We start from the raw sequence: 26,381 nt of genomic DNA, 5'->3' as shown, positions 1-26,381 counted from the left end.
CGTGTCAGCGAGGTGGCATTATAGAGATTGCGATCACATTGGCAAGCCCTTTTTCACGTTTTTTTTGATTTTTTTATCGTTTGAGTGTTTTTTATTCCAAACGGCTAGTTTTTACTACTCTTCTCACCAGATATCACCATTATTAACACTTTGTAAGGAGTAAACATGAGTTCTATTAGAAGTTATAAAGGTATGAGTCCCAGACTGGGTGAGCGCGTATACGTCGACTCAACCTCTGTTTTAGTTGGTGATATACGAGTTGGTGACGACTCGAGTGTTTGGCCCTTAGTTGTTGCACGAGGGGATGTAAACCATATTCACATTGGCAAACGAACTAATATCCAAGATGGCAGTGTTTTACATGTCACACACAAGAACGCCGAAAACCCTAATGGCTACCCACTTATTATAGGCAATGATGTCACCGTTGGGCACAAAGTGATGCTGCATGGTTGTGAGATTCACGATCGTGTACTAGTCGGTATGGGCGCAATTGTGTTAGATGCCGTTGTAATTGAATCAGATGTAATGATTGGTGCTGGCAGTTTAGTACCACCAGGGAAGAGATTAGAAAGCGGCTATCTATATGTAGGCAGTCCGGCAAAACAAGCTCGTCCGCTATCGGAGAAAGAACGAACTTTCTTACAGAAGTCTGCCAATAACTATGTACAAAACAAAAATGACTACTTAAATGAAGTCGAAGACATCATCAACGAGTTAACTAGTCGATGACGATATGGCCTTCTTCATCGAAGGCTTCATCTTTTATTAGCTCTTCTGCCATTTCTTCTATATCAAATCGATAATCGACAAACGCTTCAATTGCAGCTTGCTCGGTTTTAATAACAGAACCCGTTAACTTTTCTAGTTTTGGCTTTGTTATGTAGCACTCAATCAGCGCACCCGCTTGCTGCGCTGCAAAATTAACTGATTGTGATGCTTCGTCCCACAACTGCATGTCTGGGAATAAGATGGATTGATTCATTGTTTACTAACCTTCAAGGTTCTTTCTTAATTCTCTGAGAATTTGTTTTGCGCCGGGACGTAAACCACGCCATAACATAAAACTTTCAGCCGCCTGTCCAACCAACATTCCAAGACCATCGTAAGCATGGGCCGCACCGTGCTCTTTCGCCCATAGATTAAAACTAGTCAAGCCCCTGCCATACATCATGTCGTAGCTAGTACTGTTACTGGAAAAGATAGCAGAAGAGATAGCGGGCAACTCGCCGCTTAAGGAAGCAGAAGTGGAGTTAATAATCACATCGTATCCCTCTTCTATCGTAGCCATCTCTTTGGCTACAATAGTACCGTGTGAGACAAATAGCTCTGCAAGCTCTTGTGCTTTACTAAAGGTACGGTTGGTTATAGTTAAAGAAGCAGGCTTCTGATCAAGAAGTGGTTTAATCACTCCTCGCGCCGCACCACCAGCACCAATGACTAAGATGCGAACCCCTTCTAATACCACCTGATGCTGGAGTAAGTCTTGCACTAAACCCGCACCATCGGTGTTATCACCTATGATTTCACCGTCATCGAGCTTCTTAAGCGTATTTACCGCACCAGCTAACTCTGCTCGCTCGGTAAGACGGCTAGCAAATTGACAAGCGTCTTCTTTAAAAGGTAATGTCACATTACACCCTTTCCCGCCGTCAGCGAAAAAAGCTTTCGCCGCTTCAACAAAGCCATCAACAGGAGCGGTTTCTGCAGTGTACACCAAAGACTGATTGGTTTGACGAGCAAACAAGGTGTGAATGAATGGCGACTTGCTGTGTCCAATCGGATTACCAAACACAGCATAACGATCAATTTGCGGAGTCATTTCCTTACCTTTATTCCTTAGCTATATAGAGAAAAACAGGGCCACCTGATTACAGATGACCCTATCACTATCTATCTATATAGAAAAGGAGATTCAACGCTTACCACTCTCGTGGCGTTAGGTATCGCTCGTAAAGCTCGGCTTCTGGAGAACCAGCTTGTGGCTCGTAGCTGTATTCCCATCGCGCAAGCGGCGGCATTGACATAAGAATCGACTCTGTACGACCACCACTTTGAAGACCAAATAGCGTACCACGGTCATACACTAGGTTGAACTCAACGTAGCGGCCACGACGGTAAAGTTGAAACTCGCGCTCGCGCTCGCCGTATTCGATATTTTTACGACGAGAGACAATAGGTAGGTAAGCTTGGCAATAACCCTCACCCACCGCTTTGATGTAGTCAAAACACCTGTCGAACTCCCATTGGTTTAGATCATCAAAGAACAAACCGCCAATACCACGAGTTTCATTGCGATGAGGTAGGAAGAAGTATTTGTCACACCACGCTTTATGTTCTGCGTAAACGTCGTCACCAAATGGCGCGCAAAGCTGCTTTGCGGTGTCGTGCCATGATTGGCAATCTTCTTCAAATGGGTAGAAAGGAGTTAGGTCAAAGCCACCACCAAACCACCAGATAGGGTCTTCACCATCTTTCTCGGCAATAAAGAAGCGGACGTTGGCGTGAGACGTTGGCACATAGGGGTTTTTAGGGTGAATAACCAGAGAAACGCCCATCGCCTCAAAACGGCGACCAGCTAACTCTGGACGATGCGCCGTCGCAGATGCAGGCATTTTCTTACCTTCCACATGAGAGAAGTTCACTCCCCCCTGTTCAAAGATGTCACCATCACGTAATACGCGGGTGCGACCACCGCCACCAAGGCGCTCTCCTTTTTCACGTTGCCATGCATCTTCGACAAAGACGGCCTTTCCATCTTCTTGTTCTAATTGCTGACAAATGGAATCCTGAAGCGACATCAGGAACTGCTTTACCGCGTGCTTATCGATTGCTGACATACGTGTATTACCTATTGATTGCTGACTAGCAGGGTTAGCCCTGTCTTAATATTTGCGAGGTTTTAGCATCACGAATTTCACTTGGTTTATCACGACCGCAGGTCTCACCACGTAAGATAGCCACCAATCGGTCACCCAATTGCTCTTCAACTTCTTGCGTCGTCATGCAGGGAGGAAAACCGGTAAGATTCGCGCTAGTAGAGGTTAACGGCTTTCCAAATGCATTACACATCTTTTGAACTAAAGGATGATCGGTCACACGTACAGCAATCGAATCAAATTGACCCGAGACCCAACTTGAAACTTTATCACTCGCTGGCATGATCCAAGTGTATGGACCCGGCCACGTTGCGTGTACTTTATCTAACTGTTCTTGAGTCAGTTGCGATTCATCAATGTAAGGCAGAAGCTGCTCATAACTCGCCGCAATAAGGATCAAACCTTTTTCTACCGGACGCTGCTTTAGCTCTAACAATTTCTGAATCGCCTCTGGGCTATCTGGATCACAGCCAACACCAAATACGCCTTCTGTTGGATAGGCAATCACTTCACCTTTTTGTAGTGCTTCGAGCACCTGTTCAAAGTTCTCCACCGATTACTTCCTGATAGTCTTGTCTGTTGTGTTTGCACTAAGTGTACAAATATTCATTCTCAGAGACTAAAGCAATTTGTTTATAAAATGTATCAGGAGCAGTCACAAATGCACGCAAACGTTTGCTTGGGGTAAAAATCCCCGTATAATGCGCACAAATAAATCAGCTCACCTAATTTTGCAGCTTGAAGGAGTTTGAGATGAAAGTCGGTATCATCATGGGTTCTAAATCAGATTGGCCAACCATGAAACTAGCAGCGGAGATGTTGGATCAATTTGGCGTGTCTTACGAAACGAAGGTGGTATCAGCTCACCGTACTCCTCAACTATTGGCTGAATACGCAAGCTGCGCCAAAGAGCGCGGTATTAAGGTCATCATCGCCGGTGCCGGTGGTGCTGCTCACCTACCAGGCATGGCTGCCGCATTTACCAGCGTTCCGGTACTTGGCGTTCCGGTGCAGTCTCGTGCACTGAAAGGCATGGACTCATTGCTTTCTATTGTGCAAATGCCAAAAGGTATTGCAGTCGGCACACTGGCTATCGGTGAAGCAGGCGCAGCAAATGCTGGCATTTTAGCCGCTCAAATCCTTGGTACACATGATGAAGCAATCATGGCAAAAGTCGAGGCGTTCCGTAACGAACAGACGGAAACCGTATTGGCGAATCCAAACCCTGCAGAGGATTAATCAGATGCATGTACTGGTTCTTGGTGCGGGTCAGTTGGCGCGTATGATGTCTCTGGCTGGTGCGCCACTGAATATCCAAATCTCAGCTTACGATGTGGGTAGCGGCAATATTGTTCATCCTCTGACTCAACATGTGCTAGGCCATGGTCTAGAGAACGCGATTAAGCAAGTGGACGTGATCACCGCTGAGTTCGAGCACATTCCACATGATGTGCTCGATATGTGCGAAGCGAGTGGTAAGTTCCTTCCAAGTACACAAGCGATCAAGGCGGGTGGTGATCGTCGTATTGAAAAGGCATTGCTTGATGACGCTGGCGTGCGTAACGCGAAGTACTATGTGATAGAAACTCGCGAAGACTTCGACCGCGCAATTGAACACGTTGGCATGCCTATGGTACTGAAAAGTGCGCTAGGTGGTTACGATGGTAAAGGCCAGTGGCGCTTAAAAGAAGCCTCTCAAGTCGACGCAATTTGGGCAGAAATGGCCGAGTGCATCGCAACAACGCCTACTCAGGCTATTGTCGCTGAAGAGTTTGTCCCTTTTAACCGTGAAGTCTCATTAATCGGTGCACGCAGCAAAGATGGCAGTGTTGAAGTTTACCCACTTGCAGAAAACGTCCACACCAATGGTGTGCTGAGCCTATCGACTGCGATTGATGCGCCTGAACTGCAAGAACAAGCGAAGCAAATGTTCACGGCAGTCGCCAACAGCCTTAACTATGTTGGTGTATTAGCCTTGGAGTTCTTCGATGTTGATGGCACTTTGCTCGTCAATGAGATCGCGCCGCGCGTGCACAACTCTGGTCACTGGACCCAACAAGGCGCTGAAACCTGTCAGTTTGAAAACCACTTACGCGCAGTGTGCGGCATCCCTTTAGGCAGTACTAAGTTGGTTCGTGAAACCTCGATGATTAACATCCTAGGTGAAGATACCTTGCCAGAAGCATTATTTGCGATAGATGGTTGCCATATTCATTGGTACGGCAAAGAGAAGCGTGTCGGTCGTAAGATGGGCCACATCAACGTTTGCGGTGATTACACCGGTGAGCTCAACCGTAAGCTGTGTGCATTGGCAGACGTTCTTGATGAGCAAACCTTCCCTGCCGTGCATGAGTTTGCAAAGCAGTGGCAAGTGTAAAATCCATCTGAATAAATAGTAAAAGGGTCGTCATGTGCGACCCTTTTTAATTTGTACTTAACCTTACTGTGATGGGGTGTGCTGACATTTACGGCTCGCGCATTGCAACTTCACACCGCTGGCGAGCTTCTTTTCTACCAATAAGGTGAAGCCGCAAGCTTCACAGCGCCCTTTTACTGGTGGTAGATTCACCGCAAACTTGCACTTGGGGTAGTTATCGCACGCATAGAAGGTTTTACCAAAACGCGTTTTACGTTCGACCAAGTGCCCTTTTCCACATTCTGGGCAAGCATGTTGCTCTTTCGATTGCTGTTCCGATTCAGGCTGATTGATCGATTCAATATGATGACAAGCAGGGTAATGACTGCAACCAACGAACATGCCGTAGCGTCCTTGACGCAACACCAATTCATTGCCGCACTCAGGGCAAGGCACACCCAGCTCTTTAACGATGTGACCATCATTGTTGTGCAGCGGCTTAATATAATCGCAACTTGGGTATTGGCTACAACCTAAGAAAGGGCCATGTTTGCCGTGCTTAAGCGTGACTTCCCCGCCGCATTTTGGGCAAAGTTCGCGCTCGAGTGCATGCTCATGGGCCGAGAAAAGGTTGTGATCGATTTTACTACTCATAGTCACCACTAGATACTTAGTGCAAAATACCTTGTTCCTTGGTGTACAGCAGCTCTTCCATCAGCGTGTAGGCATTTTCGTTGCCCGGAACATTAAACAGCACCATCAGAATGATCCATTTAAGGTCCTCAAGCTCAAACTCATTGGTTTCTAGCCCCATCACACGGTCGATAACCATCTCTCGCGTTTCTGTGGTTAGGACGTTAATTTGCTCTAGGAACAACAAGAAACCACGACTTTCAATATCCAAACGCTGCATCTCTGACGATGTATAGATACGTGTCGATGCCGATGCAATGCTGGTTGAAATCGCCGAATGTGCATCGCTTTGTTGCAACGCGGCCAGCTCTTCTAACCAGACAAGGGCTTTGTAGATGTCTTTTTGCTGGAAGCCCGCACGAAGCAGTTCATCTTCCAACTCGTCTTGATCGACCTGTAAATCTGCATCGCTATGGATGTAGGTTTCGAATAGATACATAAGTATATCCATCATCATAGCTAGCCCCTCCCCTTTCGAATATAGCCACCGGATACTGCAACAACATGCCCTGAAAGCTCAAGCTCTAAGAGCTGCATCATGACTTCTTGGACAGGTATATTGGTCATGTTTGCAAGAATGTCAACTGGTGTAGCCTTATTTCCTACGTTAGCGAACAGCTGAGGAAATGGCAATTCTTCTTCATCAATTGCAACAGAAAATAAATCCATACTCTGATTAATAGACCAATCGAGCAATGACTGTATTTCATTTAACACATCTTGAGTATTTTGTACGAGGCAAGCTCCGTTACGAATCAATTGATTGCCGCCACTGGCATTCGGCGTACTAATCGAAGCCGGCAGAGCGAAAACTTCTCGCCCTTGTTCAAGAGCATAACGCGCAGTAATCAGAGAACCACTCTTTTCTGCCGCTTCTACGACTAAAACACCGAGCGACAAACCACTAATAATCCGATTACGACGCGGAAAGTTCTCTGCGCGCGGTTTGGCATCAGGGCGAAACTCCGAGACTAATGCGCCGTTTTCCATCACTCGCTGCGCTAACCCTCGATGCCTTGCTGGATACACTTGATCTAATCCAGATCCCAACACCGCAACAGTTTTACCGCCTGCGTGGAGAGCACCATCATGAGCATGTCCGTCAATACCCAAAGCCAAGCCACTGGTCACAATCAGATCATGCTGTACGAGTTCTGAAGCAAAGCTGCGAGCATGTTGCAAACCATCCACACTAGCATTGCGACTGCCAACCATGGCGATTTGCGGTTGAGACAAAAAACTCGGCTCTCCTTTTACAAATAACAAAGGAGGTGGCGCGACCGTTTGTTTAAGAAGTGGCGGATAAAGCGGATTCGCCAAGGTGAGAATAGAGTGATGGGAAGATAATGCTAACCAAGTTAAACAAGCCTCGACTTCTTTATCGACCTTAGACCATGCTTGTAACTGTTTCGTCGTAAACCCAAGGCAGAGAAGCTGCTCAGTCGAGTACTGGACAATGTTATTCGGCGTGTCTTTGCTCAGCAGCTTATTCATCTTAACCCCACCAATGCCTGGTAAGCAGCTTAGTTTTAACCAGGCAGCGAGGTCGGTATCATTGTGTGATTTCATTGGTGGTCGATTCCTCTGCCAGAGGAGAAACCACAGAGACCTCTTTATTGATAGGTTTAGTGCTATTGGTGATCAAAGCAAGACTGAAATACTCATACGGGCGGATCACTAACAACTCCCCGACCTTGCTTTGTGGCAAGGTTATTTTCGTATCAAGCACACCATTATCTTTGGCAAAGTCATCACCATATTTGAATACTGGGTGTGCGTCTTCTTTCAAATCAAACACACTACCTTGGCGAAGCGCATCCGATGTGCCTTTATCTATCACCACAACTTGGTTGGTCGAGCTATAACGAATGCCTTCAATATTCCCCAATAATTTTGCAGAAGAGCCTTGTGGTGATGGCAACGGAGTGAATGTCGCGGTGAAATCACCGTTATCAAGAACTTGAACTGGCAAAGCAATGTCGTTACGGACAATCTCTTGCAGTTGTGTGGTGATTTTCAAACCAGAAAACTGACTTGATGCTTCAACAAGTTCTCCTTTAGCAATCAAACGCAGCGCCGTGATTTGTTGTGATACATCATCACGTGAAAAGGTCCCCACAGGCCGATAGATTGCCCATCCAGTCGAAGTTTGCTCGCCACTGATGTACAGTGTGTCTTCTGTAGTCAGAAATTTATTGCCTTTGCTACTGCCCATCACTTTCGCGGCATTATCTAGTGTCTCATCATCGACTAAACGATCAGATTTCATATATGGCACCACCACCCCTTCCGCAACGCTCGGTACCGCTTTCTTCTCGGTGATACGCGCTTTTGGACTGAGCTTTTTGACTGGCTTTAAGCTTAAAACTGGCTGACCGTTAATCCACACCAGTGATAACTTATCGCCCGGGTAAATCAGATGTGGGTTATCAATTTCTGGGTTTACCTGCCATAGACGAGGCCACAGCCAAGGGCTATCCAGATACATCGCCGAAATATCCCAAAGCGTGTCACCTTTGACCACAACGTAAGTTTTGGGCGCATCATCTTTAACGGTAAGTGGTTGGGAGTCCGTGTTTGCTACGGCACTGAAAGAGAAAAGTAACGGCAACGTATTACGAGAAACGTTGCGGAAAATTCGATTCATGACCCTCGTCCTTGGCCTGTTAGACAGTTACCAGAATGGAAATTGGTATCAGGATGCTGTCATTTAGGTCATAAAATGTCTAGAATTGAGCCAACAAGGTTTGTGCTGTTACGGCACAGTTCAATATTTCGAGTGAATATGTCTGTATTACAAGTATTAACATTCCCAGATGATCGCCTGCGTACCGTTGCAAAGCCTGTAGAAGCGGTGACACCTGAGATTCAAAAAATTGTCGATGACATGATTGAAACCATGTACGACGAAGAAGGTATTGGTCTGGCTGCAACGCAGGTTGATATCCACCAACGTATCGTAGTGATTGATATTTCAGAAACTCGCGATGAGCCAATGGTGCTTATCAACCCAGAGATTCTGGAAAAGCGTGGCGAAGATGGCATCGAAGAAGGCTGTCTATCGGTACCAGGTGCTCGTGCACTTGTACCTCGCGCTGCTGAAGTGTCGGTTAAAGCCCTAGATCGCGATGGCAAAGAATACACCTTTGAAGCCGACGATCTGCTAGCAATTTGTGTTCAACACGAACTAGACCATCTCATGGGCAAACTGTTCGTTGATTACCTATCGCCACTGAAGCGTAAGCGTATCCAAGACAAGTTAGCAAAAATCAAACGCTTTAACGAGAAACAGCAAAGCGCGTAATCTCGATACAATTTAATTAGAAGGAAGCCTACCTTGAGTCAGTCTTTACGTATTGTCTTTGCAGGTACTCCGGATTTCGCCGCCCGTCACTTGGCGGCGTTGTTGTCTTCGGAGCACGAAGTAATTGCGGTTTACACTCAACCAGACCGCCCGGCAGGTCGTGGTAAGAAGCTTACTGCTAGCCCAGTAAAAACCATCGCGCTTGAGCACGACATTCCGGTTTACCAACCAGAAAACTTCAAATCAGACGAAGCCAAGCAAGAGCTTGCCGATCTGAACGCCGACATCATGGTGGTCGTGGCTTACGGTCTATTACTTCCGCAAGCCGTGCTAGACACACCTAAGCTAGGTTGTATCAACGTTCACGGTTCAATTCTTCCTCGCTGGCGCGGCGCGGCACCTATCCAGCGCTCTATTTGGTCCGGTGACGCTGAAACTGGCGTCACCATTATGCAAATGGACATCGGTCTAGATACTGGCGACATGCTAAAAATCGCAACACTGCCGATTGAAGCAACCGACACCAGCGCGTCAATGTACGAGAAGCTCGCAGGCTTAGGTCCTGATGCTTTGATTGACTGCCTATTAGACATCGCAGCAGGCAAAGCAGAACCAGTGAAGCAAGAGGATGAGCTAGCAAACTACGCGAAGAAGCTAAGCAAAGAAGAAGCGCGCATCGATTGGAATAACGACGCCGCGCACATCGAACGTTGCGTTCGCGCATTCAACCCATGGCCAATGAGCCACTTTGAAACGGCTGAAAACAGCATCAAAGTATGGCAAAGCCGTGTTGCTGAACAAATCAGTAACAAGCCTGCTGGCACCATTGTGCAGGCAGATAAAACTGGTATTTATGTTGCGACTGGCAACGGCGTACTGGTATTAGAACAATTGCAAGTTCCAGGTAAAAAAGCCATGTCAGTTCAAGATATTCTGAACTCACGTGCATCTTGGTTTGAAGTTGGCACTCAATTGGTTTAAAACCAAACAATAGTGTCAAAGACCAATAATACGAACTTTTAGAGGGCAGAGATGCCCTCCTTTACTTTAAGGTACTCATCATGAATGTTCGCGCTGCGGCTGCCAACGTCTTGTATCTTGTCGTCGACAAGGGTCACTCACTTTCAAGCGCTCTTCCAGCGGCTCAACAAAACGTACGACCTCGTGATCACGCTCTGCTGCAAGAGATCTGTTACGGCGCTCTACGTTACCTCCCTCGCCTAGAAATCATTGCTAACCAACTGATGGACAAGCCACTCAAAGGCAAGCAACGCGTATTCCACCACTTGATTCTGGTTGGTATTTACCAACTGAGTTTTATGCGTATTCCTGCGCACGCGGCTGTAGGTGAAACGGTTGAAGGTACGAAAGAGCTGAAAGGCCCTCGTCTACGTGGTCTGATCAACGCGGTATTGCGTAACTACCAACGCAACCAAGAAGAATTAGACCAAATGGCAGTCAGCAATAATGCGGGCAAATATGGCCACCCAAGCTGGCTGCTAAAATTGCTGCAAGACGCTTACCCTGAGCAATGGGAAAGCATTGTTGAAGCCAACAACCAGAAAGCGCCAATGTGGCTACGAGTCAACCACCAGCACCATACCCGTGATGAGTATCAAGCGCTGCTCAATAATGAAAACATTGATAACACGCCACACACACAAGCAATGGACGCCCTAAAATTGGCGGCGCCATGCGATGTGATGAAACTACCAGGCTTTGAAAAAGGTTGGGTATCGGTGCAAGATGCGGCGGCGCAGCTGTCGATTAATTATCTTGAGCCAAAAGATGGCGAGCTAATCCTAGACTGCTGTGCAGCACCTGGTGGTAAGACGGCGCACATTCTTGAACGTACGTCCGGCAGTGAAGTCGTTGCCATTGACTGCGATGACACTCGCCTTAAACGTGTGCACGAAAACCTGAAGCGTCTCAACCTTCAGGCAAAAGTGGTTTGCGGCGATGCGCGTCATCCTCAAGAATGGTGGCAAGGCGAACAATTTGATCGCATATTGCTGGATGCACCGTGTTCTGCGACGGGCGTCATTCGTCGTCACCCAGACATCAAATGGCTACGTCGTGCTGATGATATTACCGCCCTTGCTGAGCTACAAAGCGAAATTTTTGACGCTATGTGGGCACAATTAAAACCTGGCGGCACCATGGTTTACGCGACTTGCTCAATCACACCACAAGAAAACGTGGAACAAGTAAAAGCGTTCTTGGTACGTACTGCGGATGCGCAATTGGTGGACTCCGATCCAAAACAACCTGGTCGTCAGATTCTGCCAGGCGAAGAAGATATGGATGGTTTCTACTACGCAGTGCTAACAAAAAAACACGCGTAACAGCATGCTAAATAGGGCGATTGAAATGAAGTCAATCGCCTTTTTCAGATAACGAGTAAAGAGTATGAAAATCATTATTCTTGGTGCTGGTCAGGTTGGCGGCACGCTGGCGGAAAACCTAGTTGGTGAAAACAACGACATCACCATCGTCGACAAAAATGGCGACCGACTGCGTGAGTTACAAGACAAATACGACCTACGTGTTGTCAATGGTCACGCAAGCCACCCAGACGTTCTGCATGAAGCGGGTGCGCAAGACGCCGACATGCTCGTCGCAGTAACCAACACCGATGAGACCAACATGGCCGCCTGTCAGGTTGCGTTCACTCTATTCAATACACCAAACCGCGTTGCGCGTATTCGCTCTCCAGAGTATTTGGCAGAAAAAGAAGCCCTGTTTAAATCAGGTGCCATTCCTGTTGATCACCTTATCGCACCAGAAGAGTTGGTAACCAGCTACATCGAGCGTCTTATCCAATACCCAGGCGCCCTGCAAGTAGTGAGCTTTGCCGAACAAAAAGTCAGCTTAGTAGCGGTAAAAGCCTACTATGGCGGCCCATTGGTTGGTAACGCACTGTCTGCTCTGCGTGAGCACATGCCGCACATTGATACCCGTGTTGCGGCGATTTTCCGTCAAGGCCGCCCAATTCGCCCGCAAGGCACCACCATTATTGAAGCCGATGATGAAGTGTTCTTCGTTGCGGCAAGTAACCACATTCGGTCGGTAATGAGTGAGCTTCAGCGCCTTGAAAAGCCTTACCGTCGTATCATGATTGTTGGTGGTGGTAACATTGGTGCCAGCTTAGCGAAGCGCTTAGAGCAAACTTACAGTGTAAAGCTGATTGAGCGTAACTATCAACGTGCAGAGCAACTGTCTGAGCAGCTTGAGAACACCATCGTCTTCTGTGGTGATGCGGCTGACCAAGAGTTGCTGACCGAAGAAAACATCGATCAAGTTGACGTATTCATCGCACTGACTAACGAAGATGAAACCAACATCATGTCTGCAATGTTGGCAAAACGCATGGGCGCGAAAAAGGTCATGGTACTGATCCAACGTGGCGCTTATGTCGACCTCGTACAAGGTGGCGTGATTGATGTGGCAATCTCACCACAGCAAGCGACAATTTCCGCTCTACTGACGCACGTTCGTCGTGCTGACATCGTGAATGTTTCTTCTCTGCGTCGTGGCGCAGCAGAAGCTATCGAAGCCATTGCGCATGGTGACGAAACCACATCCAAAGTGGTTGGCCGCGCGATTGGCGATATCAAACTCCCACCAGGAACCACCATTGGTGCCATTGTTCGTGGCGAAGAAGTGCTTATCGCACACGACCGTACTGTTATAGAACAAGATGACCACGTTGTGATGTTCCTAGTCGACAAAAAGTACGTACCAGACGTCGAAGCGCTGTTCCAGCCGAGTCCATTCTTCCTTTAGGCCTTTCCTATGGTCAATTTACGTCCCGTACTGTTTGTTATCGGGCTAGTTTTATCCAAACTGGCCCTTTTTATGTACGTACCGACGATTGTCGCATTCGTCACTGGCACAGGTGGATTCCTTGATTTCGCTCAAGCGGTGGTGATCACCCACCTTGCCGCATTTATCTGCTTAACAATTGGTCGAACCGCAAATTTCAAACTCAGCGTACGCGATATGTTCCTTATCACGAGTTTGGTATGGACCATCGCCAGTGCCTTCGCCGCGCTGCCGTTTATTTTCATCAACCATATCAGCTTTACCGACGCCTACTTCGAAACCATGTCAGGTCTAACGACCACGGGATCCACCGTACTGAGTGGTTTGGATGACATAGCACCAAGCATCTTGCTATGGCGTTCGATCTTGCAATGGCTGGGGGGCATTGGCTTTATCGTGATGGCGGTAGCAATTCTACCGATGCTAAACGTGGGTGGTATGAAGCTATTCCAAACCGAATCCTCCGATTGGTCAGACAAAAGTAGCCCAAGAGCCAAAACCGTCGCCAAGAACATTGTATTGGTGTACTTAATGCTGACTGGGCTGTGCATCATCGGTTACTTACTAACAGGCATGAATCTGTTTGAAGCGATCAACCATGCTTTCACCACCTTATCAACAGGGGGGTACTCCACCTCGGATAGCTCAATGAACAGCTTCTCCCATGGCGCACATTGGGTAGCGACGGTATTCATGTTCTTGGGCGGTTTGCCTTTCTTACTGTTTGTCGCGGCTTTGCGCAAACGCAGCCTCGATGCTTTGCTAAAAGACGCACAAGTGCGTGGGTTTGGTTATCTATTTTTATTCTCAAGTTTAACCGTAGCCGCTTGGTTGGTCATACATAACGGCTACACTGTTCTTGACGCACTGCGCGTCTCGATGTTCAACGTTGTCTCTGTGGTTACCACTACCGGTTTTGGTCTCGACGACTTTACCGCTTGGGGAGCATTACCTGCGACACTATTTGCTTTCCTATTAATGGCAGGGGCATGTTCCGGCTCTACCTCTGCGGCATAAAAATCTTCCGTTTCCAAATCGCGATGACACTGCTCAACAAGCAGATCATGAAGCTGATTCACCCCTCTGGAATATTCGTTCAACGCTATAACCAGCGCTCTGTGAATGACGATATCGTACGCTCTGTGATGGCATTTGGGTTAATGTTCTTTATCATCATCATCGCTATCGCTGGTAGTTTAAGTGCGCTTGGTCTTGATCCTGTAACCAGTATCTCGGGGGCCATCACGGCTGTCGCAAACGTTGGACCAGGTATGGGCACTAGGATTGGCCCGACAGGCAACTTCGCCTCACTGCCAGACACCGCAAAATGGCTGTTGAGCTTTGGTATGTTGATGGGTCGCCTGGAAATTCTGACGATTCTTGTTCTGTTCTTCCCTGCGTTCTGGCGCCGTTAAACAGACTCAGTTAAAAAGGTATCACAATGAAACTATGGATAACTCTAGCCACCCTACTGGCCGCTTCTTCAGTCTACGCGGAAGAAGTAGTGAAACTGGCGGATGGTCGCGAAGTGAAACTAAACGATGATTTCACCTGGGAATACGTTATTAAAAAAGCGACACCAAAAGCTACAGAAACGACATTGGAGAAAGTCGAAGCGGTTGCAGCACCAGCAATTGCGGCCATTCCTGTGATAAACAAAAAAGTAGGTACGACAGTGGTCGTTAATGCTAAGAAACCAACCATGCAGCTATCGGATTCTGGCGTAGATATCTTGATTGGATCAGCCAGCTATGAAGATGGTGAATTGGCTTTAACAACCTCTATCACCAACCAAAGCTCACAATCGGTGATTCAGGTTGAAGTGGAAGTACAGGTATTCGATATGTCTGGCAAACCGTTAGCAAAAGAGAATGTCACCGTTTGGCAATCTATCAAACGCATGGCAGACACTTACTTACGTCCACAGCAAGCAGAGCAAGGTAAAGCTATCAAACTGGCAGTGCCACAATCTCAGCAATACCAATTCTCTGCAGAAATCTTAGAAGTGAAAACTCGCTAATACGATAGCGCGCACTTTGTCGAGTTTATTTCTATCAATTAGATAGGCTCGACAAAGTAGTAAATCGCGAAGAAGTGACACACACAGCCAGCCAATACAAAACCATGCCAAATCGCATGGTTAAATGGAACCCGTTTAGCAACGTAGAAAATCACCCCTATCGAATACACCAACCCACCCGCAGCCAATAGCGTCAAGCCGCCGATATCTAAATTTATCGCGAGCTGATAAATCACAATCAGCGACAGCCACCCCATCACCAGATACGTCATCAATGACAACTTCTTAAACCGGTACACAAACGCGATTTTCATTATAATGCCAGCAAGTGCAATGGACCAAATCACGATCATTAATCCTATCGCCAATGGTGTGCGCAAACTCACTAGCAAAAATGGCGTGTAGCTACCTGCAATTAAAAGATAGATAGCACAGTGGTCGAAGGTTTTTAGCCAACGCTTGGCTTTTGGATAGGAGATTGCGTGGTAGAGCGTGGATGCCAGAAACAGCACAATCATGCTCGAGCCATAGATCGCCATGCTGGTAATGGTCAGAGTGTCCGCTTGGTGATCAACCGCTTTAATCAAGAGCAGTACTAGACCAACAATGCCAAAGATCATCCCAATTCCATGGGTAATGGCATTAGCGAATTCTTCGCCCTGACTGTATTGTGCTTTCTGTTGTGAGGACATCAATGCGCCTATACTAGAGTGTTTGAATATTCGCTCTAGTATGGCATATTAGGCTTACACGCGTAAGCTTAAATTAAGCTTCACGAGCAGCAGTAGTTTGTTCAAGGTAATTAAGCACCAGTGAACCCACTTCTTCCAGTTTAGTATTCACCGGAATGCTCAGCTCACGCTTGAGTTTACCGCTTCCTAGTAAGCTCGCTAGCATCCCACCAGCACCAGTGCGGGTACGGTCAAGTTCAAACCATAAGTGAAGGTTTTGTTCATCACGATGAGCAACAAACTCTAGCTCACGCCATACACCATGGTATGGGCCGTCAATTGGCACCATTTCAAACTCTTGTACAAATGGTAGACCGAAGCCTTTCACTTCTTCACACTCCACTTGGCGAATGCGTAAGCCTTGCGCTTCAAAAGCAGACAAAATGGCATCCATCAGCGGGTCGGGTCTAACGGTGAGAATATCTTTGTCGGTTGGGTCGAGCGCCATGGCAATATCTAAGCCCGTCTCTAGCCAAACTTTCGCATCACCGATGGTAACAGGCGTGTTCCACGGCACATCAAGTTTGGCCTTAAAGATGCGGTCTTCGCCAGGGTGGATACTAAATGCGTATGGGAGGTTCCACTTCGCCAGTACGTGCGTTTGTGGTACGCGACGCATGCTGTGACCTTCACGCGCACCTCGATCGTTTGGCGCTTCAGCGATATAACGACAGCAAAGCTTAAGATCGATGTTATCGATCACTTGTTCCGTTGCTCCGCCGTAGACATGGATAGAGACATCCACACTCTGACCAGGATAGAGCACATCCTGGTTCAGAACCGAATCCACGTTGGCACTGCCTATGCCAAAACTCGCAAGTGTCTTCTTAAAAAATGACATATGCACCTCCTTCTGTCGAAATCTCATACTACTACTGCTGATCATGGGATCAAAACAAATTTTTACGTCGATCTAGGTGCCAAATTGACAAATACGAGATAATTCAATTGCTCAACTATCGACCACTTATAGCAACAGTGCTAACCTATAGATGATATGTATGCATATCGTTATTCCTGATTCTCTATTTGGATTGGCGAAAGCCAGAAGAGCCACCCTTCAAGTTGTTGAAGCTCAACTCATAGTGATTCAGGCCATTACATTGGCAATGGATATGCCTGACAGTTAGGTACCTTAATGCGCCCAACAACCGTCAGGTTCGCACATACAAATCGTAGTGCAATGCGCCGCCGCAGTGGTTTCACTTCTGCGTTTAAGGCGAAACAAGTTGCGTCAACTATGACTCTGGTTGAGAAGACAGCGGCCGAACTAAGTGTTCCAACCAAAGTAGTTAAAGCGGCTTAATTAAAAAGCGCAGCGATTGCTGCGCTTTTATCTTTACTCTCCCCCCTTTTCCCATTTGGTGTTCGCCAAGCAATTTGATACCTTTAGTAGCAAATAACACCTATAAATTCTGTGGAGAAAGAAATGAAGTGTCATCGTATTGAAGAACTACTTGAACTGCTTGAACCTGAGTGGCACAAAGATCAAGAAATGAATCTACTGCAGTTCATTGTAAAACTAGCAAATGAAGCGGGTTATGAAGGTAAGTTGGAAGATTTAACCGATGACGTGCTGATCTACCACCTTAAAATGCGTAACAGCAGCAAAGACGAGATGATCCCTGGTCTCAAGAAAGACCAAGAAGATGACTTCAAAACCGCAATCCTACGTGCGCGTGGCATCATCGAATAAACAGCTCAATACCCCCCTTCTAAGCGGCTCATACGAGTCGCTTTTTTATAACAACATCAAGTAGATTCAAGTAACTACTATCACTGTTCACTCATTTATCAAGTTAACTGCACTGACTTTTGTTGTTAAACGTTGACTGCGTTAAAGAAACGCAATTGTTATTAATTGTATAATCCTCCGTTCATCAGTGTTTACTAAAATAATTTGTCCTGTCATGGTTCATGACATGGGTATAGCAGCGATGTTATCGAGTGGCATCAACAGAAGTGTCGCCGCACATGATAAAAAGCCTAAAGAAGGAAATGTCCATGAGTCAGGATAAAATCGATATCAAAGATGTGACTCCCAAAAGCTATAATCCGAAAACCCACAAAGGGAAAGGCGATCGGTTCAATCCTAGCAATCGAATTTATGTTCGTGAAAGTAAAGGAACCTACCAAAAACTGCGCCGCTACGGTGGTTGGTTCTTGCTACTGCTGTTCGCGATTACGCCATGGATTCCTTATGGCGAACGTCAGGCCATTTTACTTGATATTGGCAACCAGCAATTTAACTTTGTCGGTACCACCCTTTACCCTCAAGACCTAACCTTACTCGCTTTACTGTTTGTCATCGCGGCATTTGGATTGTTCTTCATTACTACCTTTTTAGGTCGGGTTTGGTGTGGGTATCTGTGTCCACAAACCGTATGGACCTTTATGTACATCTGGTTTGAAGAAAAGTTAGAGGGCAGCGCCAATAAACGCCGCAAGCAAGACGCCAATAAAATAACTGCCAATTTAGCGATGCGCAAAATGCTCAAACACATCGCTTGGTTTGCTATTGCGCTCGCGACTGGCTTCACTTTTGTTGGGTACTTTGTCCCCATTAAACAACTGGTACTGGGCTTTTTCACGTTAAGTTCCAGCTTTTGGCCTGTTTTTTGGGTGATGTTTTTTGCCATCTGCACCTACGCCAATGCAGGTTGGATGCGATCCATCGTCTGCTTACACATGTGTCCATATGCGCGCTTCCAATCAGCAATGTTTGATAAAGACACTTTTATTGTGGGCTACGACACCACACGTGGTGAGCAACGCGGACCTCGCTCTCGTAAAGCCGATCCAACACAGCTTGGTTTAGGTGACTGTATCGACTGTGATCTGTGTGTTCAGGTGTGCCCAACAGGTATAGACATTCGTGACGGCTTACAGTACGAATGCATCAACTGTGGGGCCTGTATTGATGCATGTGACCAAACCATGGAGCGTATGGGCTATGAGAAAGGCCTGATCAATTACACCACCGAGCACCGCTTATCCGGTAAACAAACCAAGGTTCTGCGTCCGAAACTACTTGGCTATGGCGCAGTGTTGTTGGTGATGATTGGCTTGTTCTTCCTTCAAGTCACCTCCGTTGACCCAGCCGGCATGAGCGTACTGCGTGATCGTAACCAGTTGTTCCGCGTGAACAGCTCTGGCGAAGTGGAAAACACCTACACCCTGAAAATCATCAACAAAACCCAACAAGTTCAAGAATACAACTTGGATGTGGAAGGGTTGAGCAACGTCAGTTGGTACGGCAAACAGACCATTGAGGTACAGCCGGGCGAAGTCTTCAACTTACCAATGAGCCTAGGCGCAGATCCTGACAAGCTAAACTCTGCGATCACGACAATTCAGTTTATACTCAGCGATAAGAGCAACGAATTCACTATCGAAGTGGAAAGCCGATTTATCAAGAAGCTATAACTTCGATAACTAATGGAACAAGGCTCAGCAATGAGCCTTTTTATTTATATGTCCCAAGGTACTTTCAACTTTGATGCCCTAACGCCCGACTTTATGTGGTATGCACTAGAGAGCATCGGTATTCGTGCAGAATCTGGTTTTCTTCCTCTCAACAGTTACGAAAACCGCGTTTACCAATTCACTGACGAAGAGCGCCAACGCTACGTGGTGAAGTTTTATCGCCCTGAGCGTTGGAGCAACGAGCAGATTCAGGAAGAGCACAACTTCACGCTTGAACTGATCGACAACGAAATCCCCGTCGCTCCCCCTATATGCATCAATGGCCAAACCCTACATCATTACCAAGGTTATGGCTTTGCTCTATTTGAAAGCGTGGGTGGTCGTCAGTTTGAAGTCGACAACCTTGAACAACTGGAAGGCGTTGGCCGTTTTCTTGGACGTATCCACAAAGTGGGCAGCAAAAAAGCATTTCAGCATCGTCCGACAATTAGCTTGCAAGAATACCTCTACCAACCCCGTGAGATTCTGCAAAGTTCAGACATGATCCCAATGCATTTAGAAAACAGCTTCTTCAATGATTTGGACATACTTATCAAAGCGATCGAAAGTCACTGGCAAGAAGGCTTTAACACTATTCGCCTGCACGGTGACTGCCACCCAGGTAATATTCTATGGCGCGATGGCCCGATGTTTGTCGATTTGGATGACTCACGTAATGGCCCTGCCGTGCAAGATTTGTGGATGTTACTGAATGGTGAACGCCAAGATAAGTTAATGCAGCTCGATATTATCCTCGAGGGATATCAAGAGTTTTGCGATTTTAACGCGACAGAATTGAAACTAATTGAGCCACTACGCGGTCTACGAATGGTCCACTATATGGCATGGCTAACAAAACGCTGGCATGACCCCGCATTTCCGCTCGCTTTTCCATGGTTTAATGAGCCAAAATACTGGGAAGGTCAGGTACTTGGATTTAAAGAGCAGATTGCCAGTTTAGAAGAAGCACCACTGTCTTTAATGCCCCAATGGTAAGTTAGGCCAAACAATAAAAAAATGGAGATATTTAGATGAAAAAGCTGTTCGCACTGTTTTCTATGCTCATGCTAAGCCTATCGGCACATGCTGCACAATTTAAAGAAGGGGAGCATTACAAGGTATTGGATCTGGAGGCATCTAAAAAGCCACTCGTGACCGAGTTCTTCTCTTTCTACTGCCCTGCCTGTAATCGATTTGAGCCGATCATTCAGCAACTGAAAAAGCAGCTGCCAGAAAACGTAAAACTACAAAAGAACCACGTGTCATTCATGGGTGGCAACATGGGGATCTCAATGAATAAAGCATACGCCACGATAGTTGTGCTGAACGTCGAAGACAAAATGGTGCCAGTGCTCTTTAACCGCATTCATAACATGGGTAAAGCTCCTCGTGACGAAGTAGAACTGCGCCAAATCTTCATTGATGAAGGTATTGATGCAAAGAAATTCGACGCGGCATTTAAAGGCTTCGCGGTCGACTCTATGGCTCGCCGTATGGATAAGCAATTTGAAAACAGCGGCATCACTGGCGTTCCAGCGGTTGTCGTTAACAACAAGTACCTGATTCAAGCGCAAAGTATCAAATCAACCGATGAATACTTTGCTCTAGTGAATTACTTGCTTACGCTAAAGTAATTCACACCAAACGCCAAAAGGGGAGCTGGTGTTCCCCTTTGTTATTTATGAATGCCTTGCAACAACTGGTCTTTCTCTTGCCACACATCACCAAGCCACTGCTGGAACTGACGCTTGTAAAGCTTGTCGTTGAAGTAATCCCCCAGAACACGCTCATCCACGGGTAGTACACTGACCCGCACGACAATCTTGTTCATCCGTCCCATCAATATGTCTTTAAATGGCTTATCGGTGTTTTCTGGGTACGCCAAGGTCACATCAATGATGTTCTCAAACTGATCGCCCATCGCCGCTAGCGTGTAAGCAATACCCCCAGATTTTGGCTGCAACAAATGTTGATAACCCACACGGCTCTTGCGTTGCTTTTCCTCGGTGAAACGAGTGCCTTCGACGTAATTTACCACCGTAGTTGGCGTGTGTTTGAACTTGGCACATGAGCGGCGCGTGGTTTGCAAATCTTGACCACGCTTGTGCGGATTGCGGATCAAATACTCTCGAGAATAGCGACGCATAAATGGCATATCCAGCGCCCAACAGGCCATACCGATAAAAGGCACATACAATAATTGCTGTTTTAAGAAAAATTTTGGCATTGGAATGCGATCTTTAAATACACAACACAGTACAACAATATCAGTCCAACTAAGATGATTACTGATCAGCAGGTACCAACCGTCCTTCTTTAGATTGTCGCCACCTTGAATATCCCACTCAACGCGGTTGAACAAGGCAAGAATGCCAGCATTGACAGTGGCCCAAAACCACATCATTTTGTTGGCAGCCTCTGTGCCTTTGGCTTTAAGCTTCGCAGTTGGAAGCAACCGCTTAAAAATAGCGATGATACAAATTGCGATAGAGCAAAGAGCAGAGTTTAAAATCACGAAAAAAACGGTAAAAATAAATATTAGGTATGCCAACATCTTCATCAAACAATAGCTTAAAGTGCGTGAGTAATAAAACAGCGTGTAATTATACAAGTCCATGGTCACATTGAAACATTTGTAACAATGGTCAGATTTGTTTTCACAATAAAAAAGTGAACTCATGCTCAAAAACACTCTTCATTCGACAAACAAGGAGAAAGCGAATGAATCCAAGGATCACCTTATTGCCTTTGGCCTTTATCGTCAGTTCAGCACAAGCTCAACTTGCAGAAACCGCCGGTTTTAGCGGCGAGATTTCATTGAATACTGGCTTCGTCTCATCAGAGTCCAACTTCAACACCGATGGCAATAGCACAATTACGTCACTCAACCAGCGTGCCGAAAGTGATGAATCTTTTATCGTAGCTCCTTTGGGCAGCGCCGCGTATACCTTGGGTAACAAACTCAATCACCAAGTGTACGCTGGTACTACGCGCTCCGATATCGCGATCGGTACTCTCGCCTTCCAGCTTGGTTATAAATACCAACTCGCTTCGGACACTGTGCTCGACTTTTCCTATCTACCGACCATCTTGAAAGGAGAGACATGGCAAGACCCATACCTAACTGGGCAATCGAGAAAAACCACCGATGAAGGCGGCAATGCGTTTCGTCTCCAAATCAACCGCTTCTTAGACAACAACTTTAATCTTGATTTGGCTTACGCAGAGAAAAACGTAGAGAAAGATACCGTGACCGATTCTTCCCTGCTGCGTGATGCAAAGATCTACTATATCAAAGGTGACTACCGCATTCCACTTAGCCGCACGTCGATACTGCAACCCGCACTTACCTACGTCTACCAAGATGCGGATGGCGATGCTGAATCCTTCGACTCCTACCGATTCGAACTCAGTTGGTTCAAGTTCGTTAATCGCCATCGTTTTGCGGTTACGGCAGGCTACACATTGAAAAACTACGAAGCAGCAAGTGACACGTTCGATAAAATACGTGATGACGGCAAACTCAGTTTATTCGCCGCCTACGAGTATAAGAATGTGTTCGATTGGCAAAATTGGTCGCTCATTTCTCTGGCAGGTTATGGGCACAACGACTCCAACATCACCTTCTACGATGAAAAAGAGTCCCTACTGACTGTCGGTTTGAACTACGCTTTCTAATCGCTTTAATCGCAGCAAGTGACGTTTTCTCGCTGCGATTTTCTACTCATCTACACGGCTTGCGCGGTCAACTGTTTGAGCAATCTATCCATCGCTCGATAACCTAATGCTTCGGCAAGATGGGGACGCTCAATTTGTGGCGATCCTTCAAGGTCAGCAATGGTACGCGCCACTTTGATGATCCGGTGATAAGCCCGAATAGAAAGCCCAAGGCGATGAAGTGCATTTTCCAAAAACTCCGCATCGCTTTTCTGCAGCGGGCAGAAAGCTTCTATCTCACGACTCCCCAGCAGTGCATTTACTTTACCACTGCGATTGAGCATGCAGCCACGCGCTTTATTCACCCGCTCTTTAACGACAGCTGTCGGCTCTCCCCTATCTCCCCCTTCAGCCAGTGTGCCTTTGGGTAGTGCTGGAATTTCTAGCGACATGTCAAAGCGATCGAGCAAGGGCCCGGATAAGCGACCAAGATAACGCAATATCGCCTGTGGGTTGGTTCGCGCTTGGTTGCCTTCGTAATAACCTGTTGGACTTGGATTGAGTGCACCGACCAATTGAAAGCGGGCTGGAAAGCGAGTTTTACCTTGTGCGCGTGAGATAATAATCTCCCCAGACTCTAAAGGCTCACGCAAAGAATCAAGCACTTTTCGGTCAAACTCTGGCATTTTCCTAATATCGATTTTGATTAAGAAATATTGTCAATTAGAGACTTGTAATATTGCCAGTGTTAGTGGAGCGCATCGCTTCAGATGTAAGCGGAACGATAGCAATGCAACTTAGTTTTTAGTCGAGCAACCATCTATGTCATCCATTTAATCCAACCTTTTTGCCCACTTGCCCCATTGAATGGATATTCAATATTTATAAAAAAGTTATTATTGCTCTTGGGAGTGACTACGGGTACAAGCGGAAATAAACTGTGTGTCAAGCGGAGCGTTGTCCACATTTTATTCCGTGATCTTGCGGAGCAAGATGTGCCTGTAGTTGAGCGACCAACCCAAATTCCATACCCAAAACCTATCTCGATCTGTACATTGGCTCGCTAGTTGACCTCAGACATCTAGCATGTTTCTGCCCCAAAATGATTCAGAGCTGTTCCTCATTCATATTCTGCTAATGCTACTTTCCGATATCAGAGGTTATCCGAATGTGCTTGCGCTATGCTCTCGTGTACTAAATGACCATCTTCAATTTAACAGCTCGATATGAGAACTAATTTTCTGATTTGCAATTGAGATTGAGCAAAGAAGATTGCACTATAAGATCAAGAAAAGCGACTCTGCGCAACCTAATATACGTCTATTTAGAGGATGAAATGAACGAGTATCAAGAGTTATATAAACAAGCAATGTTGAGATCAGAAGAGATTTTTGGTTCGAAATATCTACCTAACAAAATGAGCATAGACCTTTCTCTTAAAGATTACAGCACAGATGTTATTAAAAACGCTTTGATTGCAGATTTTCAAGAGTTCATTCCAAGTACAAACGCGTTGGTAGGTAACTGTTTCAAGGTGGTAAGAGAGGCTTCATACGTGTTGAATGAGCTAGGTGTTCCACACTACTTAACCATAGGAGATGTAACATATAAAGGTAAGCCATATTACCGTACAACAGTGGGAAGTATCTTCAAGGAAATTAAGCAAGGATATGTACCCCATGCACCAGCGAATGCACATGCTTGGCTAACCCTAGAATCTGGTCAAGTAGTTGATTTAACGATCTTGTCTTCAGTTAACAAGAGAGAACACCCTGAAAGTGAGCTTCCATGGTCTCAAGCTATTTATGTGTCGTCTTCTGAGGACAGTTCGGAATTATCTCACACACCAATACTGCAAGGCTTTGGTTATCACCTAAATGTAGTTAGCTATCCTCTTGTTGATAGGAACTATCATATTTACCTTCAATGGATGAATGATTTTCCACATTTTAACAAAACACAAAACGTTTAAGGCTTCAAGACACTTTTTCTAACCTAAGGTGAGCGCGTTAGTGCTATAAATCTAACGCGTTTCTGTCCAGAGGCGTGCTAGCACGATCACCGCTAGCACGTTTATGCCCCTTTATCAGTCAGAGCAAATACTCATTCACATACAGTTAATTCGTATTTGCCTTATCAATAGTTATTCGAACAGTTGCTGAGTAACACCGAATAAGCAGTCGAATTTACGTGAAAGTTGAGTGACGAGATTGTTGTTAGCGGTCATTTAACACGCATCAGTTGATGCTGAATGTTACCTAGATCAAGCTCTAGGATTTGAGAGCAGTTCATTGCTTCAACCTGTTTGAGCATTGAGTCATTGTAGCCTTTACGTTTCATCCATTGTAAAGGAATGGAAAATGAGTCCTCATTAATGACAAAGGATTCTCCTTTCAACTGACCATTATAGACATGCACCACCCACATGCGACCACGAAAGTCTAAGCACTCAATTACTGCTTTTCGTAATTTTGTAAGTAAATTCGACATTCAAATAACCCTATAAATTCTAATCGGAACAATAGCATTTTTACTGTTCTGGGTGAACCCAATAAAGGCGGAGATTAAATATTGCCTGAATTACAAAATTCTCAGGAGGACTTCGTCATTCAGAAGTGCGCTTTATCAGTTTCTGCCAGAACATTTGCGCTCGTGGACAGCCAGAATTTACCCAAACGGAGTTCATGTTATAACAAAAGGATACATGCATCAAAAATGATACTTTTATGCGGGTAAGATTGCTTCAGCACAGAAACGACTTAGATTGATGCAGTAGCTCAGTTCTGCCCCTTTATTAGTTTCGTCGAACAGATTCGCATATCTAGTTATTCGTCATTTGCCCAAATATTGCTCATGTGATGACGGTGCTACTTATGCATAATAAGCGTATTTTTAGCTTGAAACTATGAGGCGCTTAGGGACAATAGCGCCCTAGATAATTTATTCTGAATACGTGATCAATTTTAGTGAACCACTACACTTACTATGGTTAAGCTTAGAGAGGACGGAGGTGTCTACTTTTCTTATTAATCGGTGTGCGTCTTGCTCAGGGGTAAAAGGGCCTTAGGAGAACTATAGAGAAGCTTGTGTTTCGTTAGTATCTTGAATACCCAGAGAGTAAGGTCGAACAATGTGCATTGCGTTAATTAAATTACTCACCCTTTCGCCTAATACCAAAGCAATCCCATTCAATTAGCAGTCGACTAAAAACCTCTTTTGAAAGATATTTTGCATCAAGACAATCTCCATTGTCATCGTATAACACAAGGTAAAAGGAACTTCTTTTTTTAGCTATACCAGCGGAAAGCCACTGAGCAATAATGGAATCGTTATTAGTGTCATATGAAGCGAGTTCAAAACCTGAGCAGTTTAACGCCTTAAAATAAATTTTTAACTTCAAAATGCGTTCCCATCAATTTGCCTCCTAGTAAATCAATATTAAAGCCCAACA

General features: G+C 45.9%; 29 protein-coding genes and 2 pseudogenes. 17 read left to right on the top strand and 14 right to left on the bottom strand.

Going from position 1 to position 26,381, the window contains the following annotated elements; all coding sequences use genetic code 11:
• The first annotated feature begins 165 nt into the window (after positions 1–165).
• Positions 166–732: a gamma carbonic anhydrase family protein gene (locus ACVA54_RS14495; RefSeq protein WP_099080449.1), complete on the top strand. Its 567-nt coding sequence runs from the start codon at positions 166–168 to the stop codon at positions 730–732.
• Here ACVA54_RS14495 and ACVA54_RS14490 read toward each other — a convergent pair.
• The 4 genes from ACVA54_RS14490 to ACVA54_RS14475 form a co-directional block, all read right to left on the bottom strand.
• Positions 722–985 (bottom strand): DUF1488 domain-containing protein, encoded by a 264-nt coding sequence (locus ACVA54_RS14490; protein ID WP_099080450.1) that lies wholly within the window; start codon positions 983–985, stop codon positions 722–724. The genes ACVA54_RS14495 and ACVA54_RS14490 overlap by 11 nt on opposite strands.
• Positions 986–991: 6 nt before the next feature.
• The gene (aroE, locus tag ACVA54_RS14485) at positions 992–1,822 is read right to left on the bottom strand and encodes a shikimate dehydrogenase (protein WP_099080451.1); all 831 of its coding nucleotides are present in this window, start codon (positions 1,820–1,822) and stop codon (positions 992–994) included.
• 100 nt (positions 1,823–1,922) lie between these two features.
• On the bottom strand, positions 1,923–2,840 hold the full coding sequence (hemF, locus tag ACVA54_RS14480; protein ID WP_119464591.1) for an oxygen-dependent coproporphyrinogen oxidase: 918 nt from the start codon (positions 2,838–2,840) through the stop codon (positions 1,923–1,925).
• A 34-nt stretch (positions 2,841–2,874) separates the two neighbouring features.
• Entirely contained in the window at positions 2,875–3,432 is a 558-nt protein-coding gene (locus ACVA54_RS14475) for an L-threonylcarbamoyladenylate synthase (RefSeq protein WP_119464592.1), read from the bottom strand.
• A 200-nt stretch (positions 3,433–3,632) separates the two neighbouring features.
• Between ACVA54_RS14475 and purE the strand changes: the two genes are divergently transcribed.
• Both purE and ACVA54_RS14465 read left to right on the top strand, forming a co-directional pair.
• Entirely contained in the window at positions 3,633–4,118 is a 486-nt protein-coding gene (purE, locus tag ACVA54_RS14470) for a 5-(carboxyamino)imidazole ribonucleotide mutase (protein WP_119464593.1), read from the top strand.
• Positions 4,119–4,122: 4 nt separating this feature from the next.
• The gene (locus ACVA54_RS14465; protein WP_119464594.1) at positions 4,123–5,256 is read left to right on the top strand and encodes a 5-(carboxyamino)imidazole ribonucleotide synthase; all 1,134 of its coding nucleotides are present in this window, start codon (positions 4,123–4,125) and stop codon (positions 5,254–5,256) included.
• Positions 5,257–5,319: 63 nt separating this feature from the next.
• Here ACVA54_RS14465 and ACVA54_RS14460 read toward each other — a convergent pair whose 3' ends face one another.
• From ACVA54_RS14460 to ACVA54_RS14445, 4 genes are read right to left on the bottom strand one after another with little or no spacing between them, the layout of a single operon-like run.
• Positions 5,320–5,889 (bottom strand): DNA topoisomerase family protein, encoded by a 570-nt coding sequence (locus ACVA54_RS14460; RefSeq protein ID WP_099080456.1) that lies wholly within the window; start codon positions 5,887–5,889, stop codon positions 5,320–5,322.
• A gap of 16 nt (positions 5,890–5,905) precedes the next feature.
• Positions 5,906–6,385: a DUF494 family protein gene (locus tag ACVA54_RS14455; protein ID WP_099080457.1), complete on the bottom strand. Its 480-nt coding sequence runs from the start codon at positions 6,383–6,385 to the stop codon at positions 5,906–5,908.
• A gap of 2 nt (positions 6,386–6,387) precedes the next feature.
• Entirely contained in the window at positions 6,388–7,497 is a 1,110-nt protein-coding gene (gene dprA, locus ACVA54_RS14450; RefSeq protein ID WP_099080458.1) for a DNA-processing protein DprA, read from the bottom strand.
• Positions 7,481–8,575, bottom strand: a complete 1,095-nt coding sequence (locus ACVA54_RS14445) for a LysM peptidoglycan-binding domain-containing protein (RefSeq protein ID WP_446649708.1) — start codon at positions 8,573–8,575, stop codon at positions 7,481–7,483. Before ACVA54_RS14445 ends, dprA begins: the two co-directional genes overlap by 17 nt.
• Before the next feature lie 138 nt (positions 8,576–8,713).
• Here ACVA54_RS14445 and def point away from each other — a divergent pair, with 138 nt between their 5' ends.
• From def to ACVA54_RS14415, 6 genes and pseudogenes are all read left to right on the top strand, one after another.
• Positions 8,714–9,232, top strand: coding sequence for a peptide deformylase (gene def / locus ACVA54_RS14440; protein WP_216360618.1), 519 nt, complete (start codon positions 8,714–8,716; stop codon positions 9,230–9,232).
• A 33-nt stretch (positions 9,233–9,265) separates the two neighbouring features.
• Positions 9,266–10,213 carry a methionyl-tRNA formyltransferase gene (gene fmt / locus ACVA54_RS14435; RefSeq protein ID WP_099080461.1) on the top strand — a complete coding sequence of 316 codons (948 nt, stop codon included), beginning with the start codon at positions 9,266–9,268 and terminating at the stop codon, positions 10,211–10,213.
• Positions 10,214–10,293: 80 nt separating this feature from the next.
• Complete coding sequence (rsmB, locus tag ACVA54_RS14430; protein WP_099080462.1) at positions 10,294–11,577, top strand: 16S rRNA (cytosine(967)-C(5))-methyltransferase RsmB; 1,284 nt, start codon at positions 10,294–10,296, stop codon at positions 11,575–11,577.
• 64 nt (positions 11,578–11,641) lie between these two features.
• Entirely contained in the window at positions 11,642–13,018 is a 1,377-nt protein-coding gene (trkA, locus tag ACVA54_RS14425) for a Trk system potassium transporter TrkA (RefSeq protein WP_099080463.1), read from the top strand.
• 9 nt (positions 13,019–13,027) lie between these two features.
• Positions 13,028–14,472 (top strand): annotated as a pseudogene (locus tag ACVA54_RS14420) (TrkH family potassium uptake protein).
• Positions 14,473–14,498: 26 nt separating this feature from the next.
• Positions 14,499–15,077 (top strand): DUF3157 family protein, encoded by a 579-nt coding sequence (locus tag ACVA54_RS14415; protein WP_119464598.1) that lies wholly within the window; start codon positions 14,499–14,501, stop codon positions 15,075–15,077.
• A gap of 38 nt (positions 15,078–15,115) precedes the next feature.
• Here the strand turns inward: ACVA54_RS14415 and trhA are convergent, their stop codons facing one another.
• Both trhA and ACVA54_RS14405 read right to left on the bottom strand, forming a co-directional pair.
• Positions 15,116–15,769 (bottom strand): PAQR family membrane homeostasis protein TrhA, encoded by a 654-nt coding sequence (gene trhA, locus ACVA54_RS14410; protein ID WP_172438170.1) that lies wholly within the window; start codon positions 15,767–15,769, stop codon positions 15,116–15,118.
• Positions 15,770–15,842: 73 nt separating this feature from the next.
• Positions 15,843–16,649: a sporulation protein gene (locus ACVA54_RS14405; RefSeq protein ID WP_172438171.1), complete on the bottom strand. Its 807-nt coding sequence runs from the start codon at positions 16,647–16,649 to the stop codon at positions 15,843–15,845.
• A 160-nt stretch (positions 16,650–16,809) separates the two neighbouring features.
• Here ACVA54_RS14405 and ACVA54_RS14400 point away from each other — a divergent pair, with 160 nt between their 5' ends.
• The 6 genes from ACVA54_RS14400 to ACVA54_RS14375 all read left to right on the top strand — a co-directional run bounded on the left by ACVA54_RS14400 (position 16,810) and on the right by ACVA54_RS14375 (position 20,907).
• Positions 16,810–16,938: a hypothetical protein gene (locus ACVA54_RS14400; RefSeq protein WP_259343781.1), complete on the top strand. Its 129-nt coding sequence runs from the start codon at positions 16,810–16,812 to the stop codon at positions 16,936–16,938.
• An 8-nt stretch (positions 16,939–16,946) separates the two neighbouring features.
• The gene (locus tag ACVA54_RS14395) at positions 16,947–17,114 is read left to right on the top strand and encodes a hypothetical protein (protein WP_446649707.1); all 168 of its coding nucleotides are present in this window, start codon (positions 16,947–16,949) and stop codon (positions 17,112–17,114) included.
• 123 nt (positions 17,115–17,237) lie between these two features.
• Positions 17,238–17,504, top strand: a complete 267-nt coding sequence (locus ACVA54_RS14390) for a YihD family protein (RefSeq protein ID WP_099080469.1) — start codon at positions 17,238–17,240, stop codon at positions 17,502–17,504.
• Positions 17,505–17,812: 308 nt separating this feature from the next.
• The gene (ccoG, locus tag ACVA54_RS14385) at positions 17,813–19,234 is read left to right on the top strand and encodes a cytochrome c oxidase accessory protein CcoG (protein ID WP_099080470.1); all 1,422 of its coding nucleotides are present in this window, start codon (positions 17,813–17,815) and stop codon (positions 19,232–19,234) included.
• Between the two features lie 48 nt (positions 19,235–19,282).
• The gene (locus ACVA54_RS14380) at positions 19,283–20,269 is read left to right on the top strand and encodes a serine/threonine protein kinase (protein ID WP_099080519.1); all 987 of its coding nucleotides are present in this window, start codon (positions 19,283–19,285) and stop codon (positions 20,267–20,269) included.
• A gap of 35 nt (positions 20,270–20,304) precedes the next feature.
• Positions 20,305–20,907 (top strand): thiol:disulfide interchange protein DsbA/DsbL, encoded by a 603-nt coding sequence (locus tag ACVA54_RS14375; RefSeq protein ID WP_099080471.1) that lies wholly within the window; start codon positions 20,305–20,307, stop codon positions 20,905–20,907.
• A gap of 41 nt (positions 20,908–20,948) precedes the next feature.
• Here the strand turns inward: ACVA54_RS14375 and ACVA54_RS14370 are convergent, their stop codons facing one another.
• Complete coding sequence (locus ACVA54_RS14370) at positions 20,949–21,827, bottom strand: acyltransferase (RefSeq protein WP_446581263.1); 879 nt, start codon at positions 21,825–21,827, stop codon at positions 20,949–20,951.
• A 167-nt stretch (positions 21,828–21,994) separates the two neighbouring features.
• Between ACVA54_RS14370 and ACVA54_RS14365 the strand changes: the two genes are divergently transcribed.
• Positions 21,995–22,951 carry a DUF2860 domain-containing protein gene (locus ACVA54_RS14365; protein WP_099080472.1) on the top strand — a complete coding sequence of 319 codons (957 nt, stop codon included), beginning with the start codon at positions 21,995–21,997 and terminating at the stop codon, positions 22,949–22,951.
• 50 nt (positions 22,952–23,001) lie between these two features.
• Here the strand turns inward: ACVA54_RS14365 and ACVA54_RS14360 are convergent.
• Positions 23,002–23,619, bottom strand: a pseudogene (locus ACVA54_RS14360) (magnesium chelatase subunit ChlI family protein); the annotation flags it as partial.
• Positions 23,620–24,266: 647 nt separating this feature from the next.
• Between ACVA54_RS14360 and ACVA54_RS14355 the strand changes: the two are divergent.
• A complete protein-coding gene (locus tag ACVA54_RS14355) occupies positions 24,267–24,902 on the top strand; it encodes a hypothetical protein (protein WP_446649706.1) in 636 nt (211 codons plus the stop codon).
• 251 nt (positions 24,903–25,153) lie between these two features.
• On the opposite strand, the gene ACVA54_RS14350 is transcribed toward ACVA54_RS14355, so the two are convergent.
• Both ACVA54_RS14350 and ACVA54_RS14345 read right to left on the bottom strand, forming a co-directional pair.
• Positions 25,154–25,420, bottom strand: coding sequence for a hypothetical protein (locus tag ACVA54_RS14350; RefSeq protein ID WP_446600062.1), 267 nt, complete (start codon positions 25,418–25,420; stop codon positions 25,154–25,156).
• A 661-nt stretch (positions 25,421–26,081) separates the two neighbouring features.
• Positions 26,082–26,330, bottom strand: coding sequence for a hypothetical protein (locus ACVA54_RS14345; protein ID WP_221071977.1), 249 nt, complete (start codon positions 26,328–26,330; stop codon positions 26,082–26,084).
• Between the last annotated feature and the right edge of the window lie 51 nt (positions 26,331–26,381).

The sequence above is a fragment of the Vibrio sp. PNB23_22_6 genome (genome assembly GCF_052877535.1).
Note: the sequence above shows the minus strand (reverse complement) of the source record. Positions and strands in the feature narration are given on the sequence as shown.